14 protein-coding genes are annotated in these 15,108 nt (G+C 43.5%); 7 read left to right on the top strand and 7 right to left on the bottom strand.

Annotation, left to right across the window (positions count from 1 at the left end; all coding sequences use genetic code 11):
* Positions 1-47 precede the first annotated feature (47 nt).
* The 4 genes from FFF34_017740 to FFF34_017755 all read right to left on the bottom strand — a co-directional run bounded on the left by FFF34_017740 (position 48) and on the right by FFF34_017755 (position 5,837).
* Positions 48-2,477, bottom strand: a complete 2,430-nt coding sequence (locus FFF34_017740) for a TonB-dependent receptor (protein ID TSD63433.1) — start codon at positions 2,475-2,477, stop codon at positions 48-50.
* Between the two features lie 112 nt (positions 2,478-2,589).
* Complete coding sequence (locus FFF34_017745) at positions 2,590-2,784, bottom strand: hypothetical protein (protein TSD63434.1); 195 nt, start codon at positions 2,782-2,784, stop codon at positions 2,590-2,592.
* Positions 2,785-2,846: 62 nt separating this feature from the next.
* Positions 2,847-5,312: a TonB-dependent receptor gene (locus FFF34_017750; protein TSD63435.1), complete on the bottom strand. Its 2,466-nt coding sequence runs from the start codon at positions 5,310-5,312 to the stop codon at positions 2,847-2,849.
* A gap of 111 nt (positions 5,313-5,423) precedes the next feature.
* Positions 5,424-5,837, bottom strand: coding sequence for an EamA family transporter (locus FFF34_017755; protein TSD63436.1), 414 nt, complete (start codon positions 5,835-5,837; stop codon positions 5,424-5,426).
* Between the two features lie 183 nt (positions 5,838-6,020).
* Here FFF34_017755 and FFF34_017760 point away from each other — a divergent pair, with 183 nt between their 5' ends.
* Positions 6,021-7,055: a fatty acid desaturase gene (locus FFF34_017760; protein TSD63437.1), complete on the top strand. Its 1,035-nt coding sequence runs from the start codon at positions 6,021-6,023 to the stop codon at positions 7,053-7,055.
* A gap of 109 nt (positions 7,056-7,164) precedes the next feature.
* Positions 7,165-8,064 carry a hypothetical protein gene (locus FFF34_017765; GenBank protein TSD63438.1) on the top strand — a complete coding sequence of 300 codons (900 nt, stop codon included), beginning with the start codon at positions 7,165-7,167 and terminating at the stop codon, positions 8,062-8,064.
* Positions 8,065-8,100: 36 nt separating this feature from the next.
* Here FFF34_017765 and FFF34_017770 read toward each other — a convergent pair whose 3' ends face one another.
* Both FFF34_017770 and FFF34_017775 read right to left on the bottom strand, forming a co-directional pair.
* On the bottom strand, positions 8,101-8,664 hold the full coding sequence (locus tag FFF34_017770; protein TSD63439.1) for a sugar O-acetyltransferase: 564 nt from the start codon (positions 8,662-8,664) through the stop codon (positions 8,101-8,103).
* Positions 8,665-8,749: 85 nt separating this feature from the next.
* A complete protein-coding gene (locus FFF34_017775; protein TSD63440.1) occupies positions 8,750-9,637 on the bottom strand; it encodes a helix-turn-helix domain-containing protein in 888 nt (295 codons plus the stop codon).
* A 282-nt stretch (positions 9,638-9,919) separates the two neighbouring features.
* On the opposite strand from FFF34_017775, the gene FFF34_017780 reads away from it, so the two are divergent.
* Genes FFF34_017780 through FFF34_017800 form a run of 5 tightly spaced genes read left to right on the top strand, consistent with a single transcriptional unit; the run spans position 9,920 to position 13,820 of the window.
* Positions 9,920-10,552 carry a sigma-70 family RNA polymerase sigma factor gene (locus tag FFF34_017780; protein TSD63441.1) on the top strand — a complete coding sequence of 211 codons (633 nt, stop codon included), beginning with the start codon at positions 9,920-9,922 and terminating at the stop codon, positions 10,550-10,552.
* Positions 10,549-11,847 (top strand): PorT family protein, encoded by a 1,299-nt coding sequence (locus tag FFF34_017785; protein ID TSD63442.1) that lies wholly within the window; start codon positions 10,549-10,551, stop codon positions 11,845-11,847. The genes FFF34_017780 and FFF34_017785 overlap by 4 nt, the downstream gene beginning before the upstream one ends.
* A 5-nt stretch (positions 11,848-11,852) precedes the next feature.
* Entirely contained in the window at positions 11,853-12,404 is a 552-nt protein-coding gene (locus FFF34_017790; GenBank protein TSD63443.1) for a YceI family protein, read from the top strand.
* A gap of 16 nt (positions 12,405-12,420) precedes the next feature.
* Positions 12,421-13,356 carry a hypothetical protein gene (locus FFF34_017795; GenBank protein TSD63444.1) on the top strand — a complete coding sequence of 312 codons (936 nt, stop codon included), beginning with the start codon at positions 12,421-12,423 and terminating at the stop codon, positions 13,354-13,356.
* A gap of 11 nt (positions 13,357-13,367) precedes the next feature.
* Positions 13,368-13,820 carry a Rieske (2Fe-2S) protein gene (locus FFF34_017800; GenBank protein TSD63445.1) on the top strand — a complete coding sequence of 151 codons (453 nt, stop codon included), beginning with the start codon at positions 13,368-13,370 and terminating at the stop codon, positions 13,818-13,820.
* Between the two features lie 40 nt (positions 13,821-13,860).
* Here the strand turns inward: FFF34_017800 and FFF34_017805 are convergent, their stop codons facing one another.
* Entirely contained in the window at positions 13,861-15,108 is a 1,248-nt protein-coding gene (locus FFF34_017805; protein ID TSD63446.1) for an FAD-dependent oxidoreductase, read from the bottom strand.

Below are 15,108 nucleotides of genomic sequence, written 5' to 3' on the forward strand. Positions count from 1 at the left end.
CTCCCTTGCCCTGCAAATATTTTTTAAGTTTAACCAACGTTAAGCGCTTATTGTACTTTGTATTTATAAACGCTGTGGCCTAAATTGCCGTTGCTGTCAATACCCTCAATAACTACGCGGTAATTACCCGGCGTAGCCCCGTTAAAGTAACTAAAGGTAGTATTGCCATCTTTATCTGTTACCAAATTAGGTTTCCACAAAATAGTGGTGCGGTTGGTGTTTACCTCTCTGTCGGTTATATTATAAACCGGCGAATAAAACTCACGCGCTTTGTAAAAGCCCTGCGGGGTTATTGATATTAGCCCCGGCGACATTACATGCACAGCATCACCGGCATCATCGCCGCCGCCCTGGCGGGTTGTTAATACTATTACACCCGCGCCGCCTGCAACGCCATAAATAGCCGCGTTGTTGCCTTTTAATATCTCTACTGTCTCAATATCGTTAGGGTTGTAATTTGCAAGGCTGCCACCACCTGTATTACCATCAACCACTATTAGCATCGGTTCATACTTTGCGGCACCGGCCGATATTACAAGTCCGTTTAAAAGATATGCCGCACCGTTAGAAAATTTTACCCCTCTTACCTTACCATTAAGGCCATCAATTAAAGTTGGCGAATCTTTAAATTCATCGTGTTTTATAACCTGATCTGCATTGCCCGAACCGCCTAAGTTTGATGAACGATAGTTAGTCTTACTATCTTTTACTAATACCGGTTTTAACTCTTTAGCATTATCGGCGTTGCTAACAACTGTACTTTCATCGGCCACGTTATTAACCGGTAAGTTGTCGGCATATTTACCCATAGGCGATACATCGGCATCTACAGCTAAACGGTTGATGCTTTTTTCGACCACAATTTTAGTTTTGCTTTTAATGGCCTGGTTTTCGGTTTTTAACAAAAACCTGGTGTTATTATCAAAGCCAAGGTCTTTAAAAATAAACTTGCCACCCGCATCAGTAACCGCGGTTAACGATTGGCCGTTATTAGCAAGCAGCGTTATCTTTTCGTTAGCTACAGGCTTACCATCGTTTGTTAGCATGGCGCCCTTTATCTGTAAAGCATTTTCGGGCTGGTAAGCAATGGTTGCCGGTTTGCTATCCATCATATCGCTCCATACAAAGCGGCGATAGCCCTGGGTTAGCATTAACACATCAAGGTTACTGCGTGTATCGGCTGTATTATTTACAAAATAATAGCCCGGCTGCTCTACATATCCCTTTACATCTGATGTCAGCAGCAGGTCCGACAGTATGCTGCGTTCCATATTCTCGTCAAATGGCACCTTGGTTTCATCAACCACCGATACCGAAAAATTGCCGGCGGCAGGGTTTACGCCCGCCTTTGCATTAAGGCTTATGGTTGCTTTATCGTTATGCGCGTAGGCAGCCTTATCGCTGTTTACCGTTAAATTTAATATGCCGCTATTTTGTATAAACGCCAAACGCTCGTTTAAAGGCGCGCCCGATTGGGAGAATAAGGTAACCTGCACAATCCCCGTTTTCATATCCTTAACAGGCAGGTCGAAACCTATTACCTGGTTATCTAAAACAGTTTTAACTGTTTTTACTACGCCACCATTATATATTACAATGTTGATATCCTGGTTTTTATTTTCTAAGTAATAAGCTTTGTTAGCATTTACCTCAACAGATATTTTATCAGGGTTGTCGTTATTAACCGCCAGTGCAATACCCTTAGCACTTGGGGCCGGTAAATCAACCTTATTTACAGATCCATCTGGATAGGTGATCTTTGCGGTATAGGTTTTATTTGCGGCCGGGGTTACAAAAAATTGCCCCATGCCCAAATGCGCCGATGTGATCTTGGCTACCTCGGTATTTTCGTTATCAACCACAACGCCTTTAATGTTTACACCAAGGCCATCGCTGCCTACCGCCTTAAACGCTATTTTTGATGGCAAATTGGTTACGAAGCTGCCACCCTCGGGGAAGAATTGAACATCGACCCTTTTATCGGCCTTAGCGGGTGCGGCTACTCTAGTAAGGTTTTTGCCCGTAACCGGAATTTGTTTGGTAAAAAAGTAAGTATTGCCGTTATTTTGCATCCATTGCGTATAGGCCCTTACTTTATAATTACCTTTTGTTAAATAGGCAGGCAGCAAAAAATCGCCGTTGGCCTGGCCATTGGTTAGGCGCAGTACGATGCTTTGCATCACAGAATCGTTTTTACTGATCAGATCTACATGCAGTACCCCGCTTATGGTAGATAGCTCGTGCTTTTCGCCGGCGGTTACATAGGCTTTAAAGTAAAGCGTATCGCCGGGGTCGTAATAGGGCTTGTCAAAATGCAGGTAAGCTTTCTCAATAACCCTATCGGTAGACAGGGACTGGAGTTTGCTGATAATGTCTTTAACATCAACCCCTGATTTTAGGGCCGCGGGGGTTGTTTGGGCGCTTAACTGCAATTGCAGGCTGCAAAGCGCCAAAAGCATTAAAAATAGCTTTTTCATAATGACAAGAATTTAATTTTGGTTAATGCGGGTGGTTAGCCCTTTATAATTGGCAAATAAATGTACTGATATTCAGCACTTAAAGCAAATTATTATTTAACACTAAATTAAATTATTCGTCATCCTTAATTTCTTCCCAATAAATGGTTCCGCAGTAAACTTTGTTGTTGGTGGCTACCTGGTCCTTAATTTTTTCGAGTTCGGCTTTTAACTCATCCTCGGTTATGGGCATGTTTACAGAATAATAGTGAAGCACATAGCCTGTTTTACTATTAATAAATTTAAAATGCCTGGCAACAGTACTCATGGCGGTATTGTTTTATACTATTACAATAGCAAATACCGCCAATTTGTTTGTATTGCGTAAAGCTATCGGCCGCCATCGGCAGGCGCCGCAGGCATATTGTTGTCTTCGCGGTTGCCTTTTTCTTTATCTTTTAAAAACTCCAGCTTGCCAAATTTATAGCTAAGCGATATACCAAACGACTGGAACGGTATCTGCCTTAAGGTAGTTTGCTTAAAGCCCGGCCCGTTAGTTTCCGACTGTTGGTTAACATACTTGCTAAACGCATTGTTGGCAACCAAACCAATGCTTGCCTTTTTGTTCATGAACTGCTTGCGCACGGCTATGTTGTAAAAGTAAAACTGGGGGCGGTAGCCTTGCAGGTTGGTTTGTTTAGAGTTGTAGTTACCAAATACCTCGGCAGTAAGGTCATTACCAAACTGGTAGGTGGCATTTAAGTTAATGCGATAGTTAAAGCCGCTAACTTTAACAATGCCCGGGTTGGTATTGGTGCGTTCAACAAAAAACATATTGGTGCGCAGGCTAAACTTTTTGGTTACCGGCACCGATGCAAACAGGTTACCACCTAAAGAGCTTTGCGTGCCGATGTTATCGCGCGAGGTAAGCAGTACATCGGTGTATTCGCGGCCGTTAATATCTAATACATCATAGCGGGTTGTATAAGGTTGTATATCATCCTTATTATGGCGATAAAAACCACCTATGTAAAAATTAGCGCCACCATCAAAGGAGCGGTTGTAACCCAATTCGAAGTTATTGCCCACTTCGGGTTTAAGGTTAGGGTTACCGGTGTTTATGTTATGCGGATCGCTAATGTTATAAAACGGGTTGATAGAAAAATAGTCGGGGCGCTCTATCCGGTAAGAATAGCTCACTTTAATAGATTGGGTAGGGCTTAATTTATGCGACAGCGTAAGCGAGGGCGCAAGTGTGTTGTAACCTGGTATAGTTACTCCCGGGAAATCAACTTTAGTGGTGGTGTACTCGTTTCGTAAGCCCGCCTTCGCATCCAAAAAATTATGAAAAAGCGATACCGAGGTTGACAAGTAAGCCGCGTAAATATCGCGCTTGTAATTAAATCCATAGCTTTGGCCGGCATTGTTAATGTAAGTACCGTCATTCAGCAGGCTATCGGTAATGGTATTGCTGCTCAGGTTTTCTATCACCAGTTTGCCACCACCCTCAATAGTAAAGTTTTTGCTGATAGGCTGCGTATAATCTACTGATAGGTTGGTTTGCTTTTCGGTACCGGGGCTGCTACCTCTTGCACCCGAGGTAAAGTCGGAGGTGTTTAAATAGTCCTGCGTTTGGTTATAGTTTGATGTGTTTTTACCCGTACTGGTCGAGTAGAGTACCTCCAGCTCCTGGCCTTCTTTTTTAAAGTTCTTTTTATAGTTCAGGCTCCAGTCGGTAGAGTTTGCACTAAAGCGGCTATCCGAGTTGCGCAGGCTAAGCAGGTCGTATATGAGGTTGCCGCTGCCTGTTTTGGTTTCCTGCTGGTTGGTAAGGCCGTTATTATGGTTGCCAAAATGGTCAAACCCTACCGATGCGGTAAACTCATCTTTAGGCGTAATGCTCCAATTAAAGCTTAAGCCCGATTGGTAGCCGCTACGCTGTGTACTGCCACTACCCTGCTGCAATAAATTAACAATAGTATCCCGGGTATCGTTATACGATTGCCTGTTGTTCGAGCTTTTTGCGGTAGTATTTAACTGCTTGTTGCCGCTAAAAAAGGCATTCAGGCCAAAGTTGCCTTTGCGCGCGTTCAGGTTAAATGATCCGTTTTCCTGGCGGGTGCCTATAGCGGTGTTTATACTACCGTTGATGCCTTGTACTTTACTATCCTTTAATATAATGTTGATGATACCGCCTGTACCCGCTGCATCATACTTGGCACCTGGGCTGGTAATTACTTCGATACTTTTTATCTGGCTGGCGGGTATGGCCTGTAAGGCATCGGCCAGGCTGGCTCCAAATATGCTTGATGGCTTGCCATTTATTAAAAAGCGGATGTTGCTGTTTCCCTGCAATTCTACATTGCCATCTAAATCTACAGTTACCTGCGGTACTTTCTTTAACACATCTATCGCCACCCCGCCTTGCGCGGTAAGGTCGTTAGCGGCGTTGTATACTATTTTATCAATACGGTTTTCGATAATTGGGGCTTTGGCAACAATATTTACCCCTTTTAACTGGTTTTGCACCGGGGCTAATAGTATATTACCTAAAGCGGTGACATTATCAGCCGTAACTATAACATGATCTATAGTGTGGCGTGTGTAGCCCAAAAAATCGATGGTTACTTTATAATCGCCGGCAGGCAGGTTGTCCACACTAAAATTTCCTTTAGCATCGCTGCTGATGCCATTGAACGGGCTGGTGGCATTTTGCTTAAATACAGATACGGTTGCATAATCAACCGGTTGCTTGGTAGCCGCATCGGTAACTTTACCGTTTATTTTACCATTGCCCTGGGCAAAGCCTTGTAAACCTACGAGTATGAAGATAGAGAAAGTTAACAGCAGTCGCATATAGTACACCTAACATTTTAATGGGGATGCAAAACTGTTAAGAAACTTTGAGTTAATGCTGATTTTTCCGCTTCATTTCATAATTGTTACAATTGTGTTAAATACACACAATCAAAATATTAAAACCAATGTACCGGCAATGATCAGTATAGCACCCGATGCTGATTTAAGTGTTAGCGGCTCGCCTAAAAACACTACGCTTAATATTATTGCCAACGCTACACTTAGCTTATCAACCGGCGCCACCTGCGATACCTTGCCCAATTGCAGGGCCTTAAAATAAAATATCCATGATAGCCCCGTTGCACAGCCCGATAGTATCAAAAACACCCAGTTGGTTTTGGTAAGGCTGCCTATGCTATGGTTGCTGCCTTTGTATAAAACAATGGCCCAGGCAATAAACAGTATCACCACGGTGCGTATACCGGTGGCCAGGTCGGTATCAACTTTCTTGATGCCTATTTTAGCAAAAATGGCCGTAAGGGCCGCAAATACTGCCGATAAAAGTGCGTATATCCACCACATTGTTACTTTTTATTAAAATGAAATAATTAATTACACGTACAAAGCTAAGCTACTGATTTGCAGATAAAAAAGCCGTCAAAATCTGTGGCATTAAATTAGCAGTTTCAGCTTTAGTTAAAAAATTTGCATTATAAATATGGTTTTTTTAACACGTTATCCTTATCTTCATCGTTTTAACTTTATATGAAAAAGACTGATTTTGTTTATTCGGAAGAGTCGGAACCACACAGGATCCGGACTAAAAAAATTCTTAAACAGTTTCCACAGTTAAGAAAACTGATCGGCAAAAACCCTAATACCATTTTCGCCATTATAGGCCTGGTGGCTTTTCAGGTAATATTGGCCTGGTTCCTGCGCGATCAATCGTGGTGGCTGGTTGTAGGTGCCGCCTATCTTTTGGGCGCATTTGCCGACCATGCCCTTTTTGTAATGATACACGAATGTACACACCAATTGTTATTTAAAAACCGCAACGCCAACCGCTTTGCATCAATGTTTGCCAATTTGCCGCAAATATTGCCAAGCGCCATATCGTTCGAAAAATATCACATCAAACACCACTCTTTTCAGGGCGTACACGAGTTGGATGCCGACTTGCCAAACCGCTGGGAGGCAAAACTTATCAGCAATTCGTTTTTTGGTAAGGCATTGTGGCTATTGTTCTTCCCGGTGTTTCAGCTATTTCGTTTATCGCGCCTGCGCGAGATACACCCTTTTGATGGCTGGATAGTAACCAACTTTTTAATACAGGTAGTATTTACCACTGCTATATGGTATTTTATGGGCTGGCACTCGTTAACGTTTTTATTGTTAAGCTTCTCGTTCTCGGTTGGTTTGCATCCGCTGGGCGCCCGCTGGATACAGGAGCATTATTTAACCCATAGCGTTGAGCAGGAAACATACAGCTATTATGGCCCTTTAAATACGGTTGCCTTTAACGTAGGTTTCCATAACGAGCACCACGATTTTCCATCTATACCATGGAATAAGCTGCCCGAAATTAAAAAGGCCGCCCCCGAGTATTACGACACTTTATATTACCACACCTCGTGGACAAAGCTATTCTTCCAGTTTTTGTTTGACCGCGAAATATCATTATTTAACAGGATATTACGCCGCGACAGGGGCCGGGTAGCCATAACTGATGTATCAAAGCCTGATGCCGAAATGAGTGCCGAAACGCCAAAACATCAGCCGTCAACAAGTGTAACGGCTTGAAAATAAATAGAGAACCCGCCTCAAAGCGGGTTTTTTTATGTCATTTAGCTGCAAATTATAAAGGCATCTATAATAATCTGAAATTTGATGTGTTATTAGTGCAGTAATTATGCGTTATAATAAAAAGTTTAAGGTATTTGTTCCGGTTGTTTTTTTGGTGTTTATAGCCGCCTTTGCCAAACACCGACTGGTTGATGCAAAAATGCAACCTGATGGCCAGCTGCAAAGCAAAGAGATGGACGAAACATCAGGCCTTGCCGCATCAGGCATTTTTCCAAATACTTATTATGCCCATAATGATAGCGGCGATACCAGCCGTTTTTTTGCCATAAGCCCCGATGGCGAGCTACACACCACCATTTATTTTAATGCAAGCAAACACAACGAGGGCGTAACAGACTGCGAAGATATTGCCGTTGGCCCCGGGCCAATAAAGGGTCACAGCTATGTTTATATAGGTGATATTGGCGATAACGATTACCGTCGCCGTAATATAGCCATATATCGTGTTGAAGAAAAAAAACAATGGGCCACGGAAGAAAGGACAGATGCCCACGCCGATAGGTTAAAACTAAATTATCCTGACGGGCCGAAGGATGCCGAGACCCTGATGCTTGACCCGGTTGAAAAACTCTTATATATTGTTACTAAACGCAGCGATACCGTATCGGTTTACACGACCCCTTTAAATTTTAAAGCCAACGATTCGGTTACGTTAACTTTTAGGTGTAAATTATTTTTTAAGGGGATAAAGCCCTTTAAATGGATAACCGCCGGTGATATATCAAAAGACGGGCAACAGATACTATTAAAAAACTACGAAAAGGTTTATTACTGGCGCAAGCAGACAAACGAGCCCATTTGGAAAGCAATGCAACGCGCGCCCGAAGAGTTACCATATAAAGCCGAAAAGCAGGGTGAAGCTATTGCGTTTACGCCAGACGGCACAGGCTATTACACCACCAGCGAAGGCGTATTTGCGCCCGTATACTATTATAAAATACCGTAATTGTTGTAAAAGACAATTAGATAGCGGTAGTAAGTACTAATCTATCGACTTGATGAATTTTGCCGGAATGCCGCCTACCACTGTGTTGTCCGCAACATCTTTTGATACTACTGCACCCGCGGCTACAATCGAATTTTCGCCTACGGTTACTCCGGGCAGGATGGTGGCATTTGCACCAATCCAGGCATTACGCTTAATAATAATAGGCCTGGTTATCAGTGCCCGCCGTTCAACCGGGTCGGCAGGGTGATTTTCAGTAACAAGGTTTACTCTTGGCCCTATTAATACATGGTCTTCTATAGTGATGCCACCCATATCAAGAAATGAACAGGCATGATTGATGAATACATTTTTACCAATAGTAATGAACTTGCCAAAATTGGTATAAAAAGGCGCAAACACAGTTGTGCTCTCATCTATTTGATTACCTATAATTTCGCTTAGTATATGGCGTATTTGCTGAATATCTCCTGCCGAATTAAGCCGGGCAGAAAGTTGTATAGTACGGTTTACTATTTCATCCACCTTCGGGAATTCAGGATCGCTCAACCGTATAAGCTCTCCGGCCCTCAGCCTGCTAAAGATATCTGCTTGCTTCATTACTATTTTAATTAAATAACGGTGTAAACTGTTTAATAATACAAATTAGCGCTTTGCAATTAAAATTTACAGCAGGTGCATTCTCTCAGCTCCTGCCATTCTTAACTGCGCCTTCATAATCGCCTAAATAGGCCCGCGGAGATTTGCCCGTAATATTTTTGAACACATAGTTAAAATTGGTAATACTGCTAAAACCGCAATTGTAAGCTACATCGGCAATATTGTTATGGCTGCCGTTCACCAGCATTTTGCAAGCCTCATTAACCCTTACCTTATTTACAAAGCCCACAAAGGTATGGCGGGTATGCTTTTTAAAATACCGGCAAAAAGCATTGGGTGTTAAGTGCGCCTGGCGTGCCACTTCATCAAGCGTTAGGGCGCTGCCATAGTTATGCATAATATAGTTATATACCGATGCAATGCGCATCCCCTCAGGGTCGGTCATGGCGCTGCTATAGCTGCCTGGTGATAGTGGCTGCATCTCTACCAAACTCATATCGTTCAGCACTTTTACAAATTGCGATAACTGTAATGCCCCGGTTGATTGCATAATTTCCAGTATCTGCTGCTCAAAGCCTTTATAATGGTTACCGGGAATTTTAAACCCGTTTTGCCAATGCCCGGCAAATGCCTGCAAGGCTTTCATTTCGGGCAGGTTAAAAAGTGACGACAGCTTGCCCAATGGGTTAAAAAATATAGTTACCGTTTTTACTACTTTATCATTGTCGCCTGTAAAATATTCGGGGCTGCTTTTAAACAGGTGGGGCTGGTTGGCACCAAGCACATATAGTTCGTTATCGGCAAAAACATGCATGCTATTGCCTGCCAGTAAGGTGCCGCTGCCTTGTTGTATCCAGGTTATTTGTACTTCGGCATGGCGGTGCAGGTGGGGGTAAAAATGCGGCAACACCTCTTCCTGTACAATTATTGTACGATCGTGCGGTACAGGTATGGTAAAGGGCAGCACTTTCATGAGCAGGGAGGTTATTGAATTACTGATTTATAGAATTAGAGAATTATTGATTTACTGAGTTAGAGAATTATTGAATTATTGATTTAGAGAATTATTGATTTTTTATCCCGGTAATTATAGGTAATTTTCTGTTGGAATAAATCACTCCATAATTTATTATATCAATAATTCAATAATTCAGTAATTCAATATTTTTTTTCACACCAAGGCAACCTTTGTATTACGGCCATCGTGTTGTAAGCAGATAAGGTAGCAATTTAAAGGTAACAGAACCCGGTATATATGGGCGAAGAAGAAGTACACCAACTGGTAGCACGCTGTTTAAAAGACGACAGGATCAGTCAAAAACTGCTCTACAAGGCTTTTTATGGCTTTGCCATGAGTATATGCCTGCGTTACGCGGGCAACCGGTACGAAGCTTCGGAAATTATGAACCAGGGATTTTATAAGGTATTTAAAAATTTAGCCAAATACGATACTGTTAAACCTTTTAAACCCTGGCTGGGCCGCATAATGGTAAATACATCAATAGATTATTACCGCAGCAATTTAAAAATAGCCCATACCGAGGAACTGGACAATGCCATGCATGTAAACGATACAGAACTAGCCGATAAAAATTTGAATTATAACGAACTGCTTGATATGATACGCGCTTTACCACGCTCTTACCGCACTATATTTAATTTATACGCCATTGAGGGGTATTCGCACGAAGAGATTGGGGGCATGCTAAACATCAGCATAGGCACATCAAAATCAAACCTGCACAAGGCGCGCGAAAAACTAAAGGTAATGATAGCACAAAGCAACAAAGCGCCGATAGCAACCAACCGCGATCAATCAAACAACATAGTACCAGTAAACCATACCAGCCTATCCGTATCCTTTATAAACAATGTTATTAAAAAATGAAAGAGGAAAAAGAAGATAGTATTGATAAGTTATTCAGCGGGGGCCTAAACAACCCCACCGAAGAGGTATCGTACCGCGAGGAGGATTGGGATGCTTTAGAAGGAATGCTTGATGGTACAAAGCCAAAAGGCGTTACCCGTAAAATTATATATCTTATTGGTGCAATAGCGGCTATGCTGGTGCTGCTATTGGGCTATGTATTTTTATCGCCGCCAAATAAACCACAAACCAAACCCGATTTAGTAAAAACAACCCCTGCAACACAAAAAGATTCCGGTACAGTCGGTTCGCCTTCGCAGCAACTGGCAGATCACACCCAATCGCTTTCGGATAGTGTAAGTATAGCCAGTAGTGCCGTTGATGACATCCGCAAAAGCAAATCGTTCTTTACCTTATCTGCTGCTGGGGGCGACCGTACTTATACCGGCACTAAAGCTGTTAACCAAAATACCGGCACTTTTGTAGCACCGGCAAAACCAGACACCATTACCGGCGAAAAAAATAACAACTTGACCGCAAACAAACCAGATACCATTACCGGGGTCAATAACCTGGCACTAAATAACACTGTTAAAAAAGATACGATAACCGGGCTTGCCGCCACTACTACCCCGGCTAAACCGCTGGTAACCGTAACCGACGATATTAAGCCTAAAAAACAAAAGGTATCGTCGGCTGCATACGGGTTTAGGCCAACATTTTCACTTGGCATCATAGCCTCACCTGATATTAATGGGGTTAAAACCTTTGCCAATAACAAGGTGGGTACCAATGCGGGGCTAATATTAACGCTTAACCTATCGCGCAGGTGGAGCATTAGTTCGGGGGCGGTATATGCCGATAAACCTTACAATGCCGATTTTGCCAACTATAAAACCAACTATCCCTTTGCCACTACGCCTACAAGCGTTACTGCAAGCTGCATAGTGTTAGATATTCCCTTAAATGTGGGTTACCAGTTTTATAACAAAAACCGCAACAAGTTTAGCCTGGGCACCGGCCTTTCATCGTACTTTATGCTAAGCGAAGACTATAAGTTTAACCATGCTGAGGGCGGATATAACTCGATAGATCCCTGGACATACAACATTAAAAATCAGAATAAACATATAATGGGCATCCTTAATCTGAATGCGACTTACCAGCGGGAGGTAAACTCAAAATTAGATATAGGCATACAACCTTATATGAAATTACCACTCACTGGTATAGGTTACGGCCAGGTTAACTTACGGTCGGCCGGGGTGTCAGTAAGTGTAATGTATAACTTTAAAACAGGTATAAAGCCTAAGTAAAATTCATGAAACATATCGGCTTAATTATACTCGCCTGGTTAATACCAAACCTGGCGGGACAGGATATCTACGTGTGTAAAAACGCGGTTATCACCCTTTATTCAAAGGCGCCAATAGAGGATATTGATGCCCGTACAGACCGCGGAACATCGGTTTTTAACGCTACCACCGGCGAACTTGCCTTTAGTGTGCCTATACGGTCGTTTAAGTTTGATAAGGCCCTGATGCAGGAGCACTTTAACGAAAACTACCTGGAAAGCGACAAGTATCCACAGGCGGTATTTAAAGGCAAAATAACCGGCACTACCGATCTGAGCAAAGATGGCAGCTACTCTATAAGCGTTACTGGCGTGTTAGATGTGCACGGCGTAAAACAAACCCGTACCATACCCGGCAAAATAACCGTAACGGGTGGCACCGTTAGCATGGCAGCCGAGTTTATGGTAGCCTGCAAAGATCATAACATTGAGATACCTACGCTGGTGTTTCACAACATTGCCGAAAGCATACGCATACAGGTATCGGCCAATTATTCGCCTTACAAAGCAACTCCCTAACACACAATAATACATTATGAAACCATCCCTACTCATCATTGCCCTGTGCTTATCAGGCACCATGCTAAAAGCACAAACCACCAAAACCGATACCGGCAACACCGACGCGCTTTTGAAAAGCCTGAGCACGCCCGATAAAGCCGAGCCGGTTATTGCTACCTTTAAAGCTACACGCTTAATACTATCGCAAACCACCGAAACCGTTAAAAAGAAAGAACTTAACTTTTTGGTGATACACCGCTTTGGCGATATTGGCGGCGGCGGCGGTGGCGGAAAAACCCTTTGGGGCCTTGACAACTCATCAGACATTTATATTGGCTTTGAATACGGCATCAGCGATAATTTTAACATTGATTTTGGCCGCAGCAAATACGAGCAATTATTAGAGCTGGGCTTAAAATATAACTTCCTGCATCAAACCGTTGATGATAGCTCGCCCGTTGCCATTACAGGTTTGGTAAAAACGGGCTTTAAACCTTACCATGTAAATACGGCGGTATTTGATAACTATGGCGACAGGTTCTCCTACCTGTTAGAGGCTATTATAGCACGTAAATTTTCGCCGGCATTGTCTTTACAGATAGCGCCGTCCTACATCCTTAATAACTCACCGTTCCCTTTTATAGCCGGTAACGAGAAGCGCTTTTTTTCGCTGGCTGCGGCTGGTCGCTTAAAGTTCAGCAAGCGCATGGGTATTGTGGTTGATTATGTGCACCCTTTCTCCAGTTTTAGAAACAACAGCATTGACCCTAAATTTTATAACGGACTGGGCGTAGGGATCGAGATTGAAACCGGCGGGCACGTATTCACCATCAACTTTAGCAACACCCAGTATATATCCGAATTTAATTACCTCAACGACACCGAGTCGAGCTGGGGCAAGGGCCAGTTTCGCTTAGGTTTCACCATATCACGCATATTCGATTTTAACAAAAAACATAAAAACTACTAAACAATAAAACTATGGAAAGGCAAGAATTTTTAGCAAAGTTAGGGATCACCATGGCTGCAGTATGCACCGGGTGTAGTTTGGTTGGCTGCGGCGGCTCAAAAAGCAACGACCCCGGGCCAAGCACAGGTGGCGGCGTTACCCCACCACCACCGGGCAGCGGTGCCGTTTTTTCGGTAAACTTAGATAGCGATCTGCAAGCTGTAGGCAGCTCGAAAGTATCAAACGGTGTGATCTTAGTAAGACTAGCTGCTGGCAGCACGGCTGCCGCTTTTACCGCCGTGCAAGTAGCTTGTACACACCAGGGCACCAATATTAACTACAATACCGCACAAGGTATATTTATATGCCCTAACCATGGCAGCGAGTTTAATACATCGGGCGCGGTGGTTATGGGCCCGGCTTCGGCAGCATTAAAACACTATACCGTTGTGGTAGATGGATCGACACTAACCGTTAACGCTTAATTAACACCCTTGCAGCATTTAAAGCTGCAAGGGTAATTATTTACTGATAGCGTGACGGGGAGAACTGGGTGATATTGGATGAGGGTGTTTTGTGGTTTAACACCTCATCCACCAGTTTGCCTGTTGCCGGTGCAAGGCTAAGGCCCATCATACCATGGCCTGTAGCAATTGCAAGGTTTTTGTATTTACCGGATAAGCCTATGTAAGGCAAGCCATCAGGCGAGCATGGGCGAAAGCCAAACCAAATATCTTTGGGCTGGGGTAAGGCAGGTTTAAAGTTGGGGAAATATTGGGGGATTGACTCCACTATGCCTGCCACCCTACTCATATTAATTTTATCGTTTATCTTACCTATCTCCATAGTACCGCCAAAGCGTATACTGCCATCCATAGGCGTAACAGATACCCTTGCTTCGCAAAGCAGTGCGGGGATGGTCATGCGTTTTTGTGGCTCGGGCAGCATAAAGGAGTAGCCTTTGCCCGGCATCATAGGTATGTTAAGGTCGGTTAACTTGGCAATGCCGGGTGTCCAGGCACCACCTGCCAGCAGGTATGCATCGCCTGTAAAGCTTTTATCGTTACTGTTTACCGATGTAATTTGCCCTGCATTGTGTTGTATAGCAGTTACCGGTGTATTGCGATGTATTTTTACACCTGCGGTTTCCAGGTGCTTAACCAGTCCTGCGATCAGCTTATTGGGGTAAAGGTGTGCATCGCAATGGTAGTGTACAGCGCCTAATACATCAAGGTCTATATCCGGTTGTAGTTTGCGGGTTTCGTCGGCGGTTAGGTATTGGGCATCCAGACCTAAATTAGTTGCCTTTTCGGCCGTGTGGCGCTCTTCGTCCTCAAATTTGGCAGTTTTAAACAGCATTAATATACCCTTATCGGCATAGCCGAAATCAAAGTTGGCCTCTTTTTCCAGTTCCTGATATAGGGCCTTGCTAAGTAAAGACAGATCGCGCAGCGCCCCTGCCGAACGCTCAACGTGGTGCTTATTAGCAGCCTTTAAAAATTTAATACCCCAGCCAAACAATTCCGGGCTTAGCGATGGCTTTACGTAAAACGGGCTTTTACTGTCAAACATCCAGCGTATACCCTGCTCTATCATACCGGGCGCGGCCAGTGGTATAAAGTGGCTCGGTACTATCATCCCGGCGTTACCAAATGATGCATTGTCCTTCAGGTCGCCCTGCTCCAGTATTTCTACTTCCCATCCCGATTTGTTCAGGTAGTATGCCGAAAATAAACCTATTATTCCGCCGCCTATTATTATTGCTTTACTCAT

It is taken from the genome of Inquilinus sp. KBS0705, assembly GCA_005938025.2.
Taxonomy (GTDB): Bacteria; Bacteroidota; Bacteroidia; order Sphingobacteriales; family Sphingobacteriaceae; genus Mucilaginibacter.

Coding starts and splice junctions, on each gene's coding strand:
- FFF34_017740 (TSD63433.1), bottom strand. CDS start 2,477: ATGAAAAAGCTATTTTTAATGCTTTTGGCGCTTTGCAGCCTGCAATTG.
- FFF34_017745 (TSD63434.1), bottom strand. CDS start 2,784: ATGAGTACTGTTGCCAGGCATTTTAAATTTATTAATAGTAAAACAGGC.
- FFF34_017750 (TSD63435.1), bottom strand. CDS start 5,312: ATGCGACTGCTGTTAACTTTCTCTATCTTCATACTCGTAGGTTTACAA.
- FFF34_017755 (TSD63436.1), bottom strand. CDS start 5,837: ATGTGGTGGATATACGCACTTTTATCGGCAGTATTTGCGGCCCTTACG.
- FFF34_017760 (TSD63437.1), top strand. CDS start 6,021: ATGAAAAAGACTGATTTTGTTTATTCGGAAGAGTCGGAACCACACAGG.
- FFF34_017765 (TSD63438.1), top strand. CDS start 7,165: ATGCGTTATAATAAAAAGTTTAAGGTATTTGTTCCGGTTGTTTTTTTG.
- FFF34_017770 (TSD63439.1), bottom strand. CDS start 8,664: ATGAAGCAAGCAGATATCTTTAGCAGGCTGAGGGCCGGAGAGCTTATA.
- FFF34_017775 (TSD63440.1), bottom strand. CDS start 9,637: ATGAAAGTGCTGCCCTTTACCATACCTGTACCGCACGATCGTACAATA.
- FFF34_017780 (TSD63441.1), top strand. CDS start 9,920: ATGGGCGAAGAAGAAGTACACCAACTGGTAGCACGCTGTTTAAAAGAC.
- FFF34_017785 (TSD63442.1), top strand. CDS start 10,549: ATGAAAGAGGAAAAAGAAGATAGTATTGATAAGTTATTCAGCGGGGGC.
- FFF34_017790 (TSD63443.1), top strand. CDS start 11,853: ATGAAACATATCGGCTTAATTATACTCGCCTGGTTAATACCAAACCTG.
- FFF34_017795 (TSD63444.1), top strand. CDS start 12,421: ATGAAACCATCCCTACTCATCATTGCCCTGTGCTTATCAGGCACCATG.
- FFF34_017800 (TSD63445.1), top strand. CDS start 13,368: ATGGAAAGGCAAGAATTTTTAGCAAAGTTAGGGATCACCATGGCTGCA.
- FFF34_017805 (TSD63446.1), bottom strand. CDS start 15,108: ATGAGTAAAGCAATAATAATAGGCGGCGGAATAATAGGTTTATTTTCG.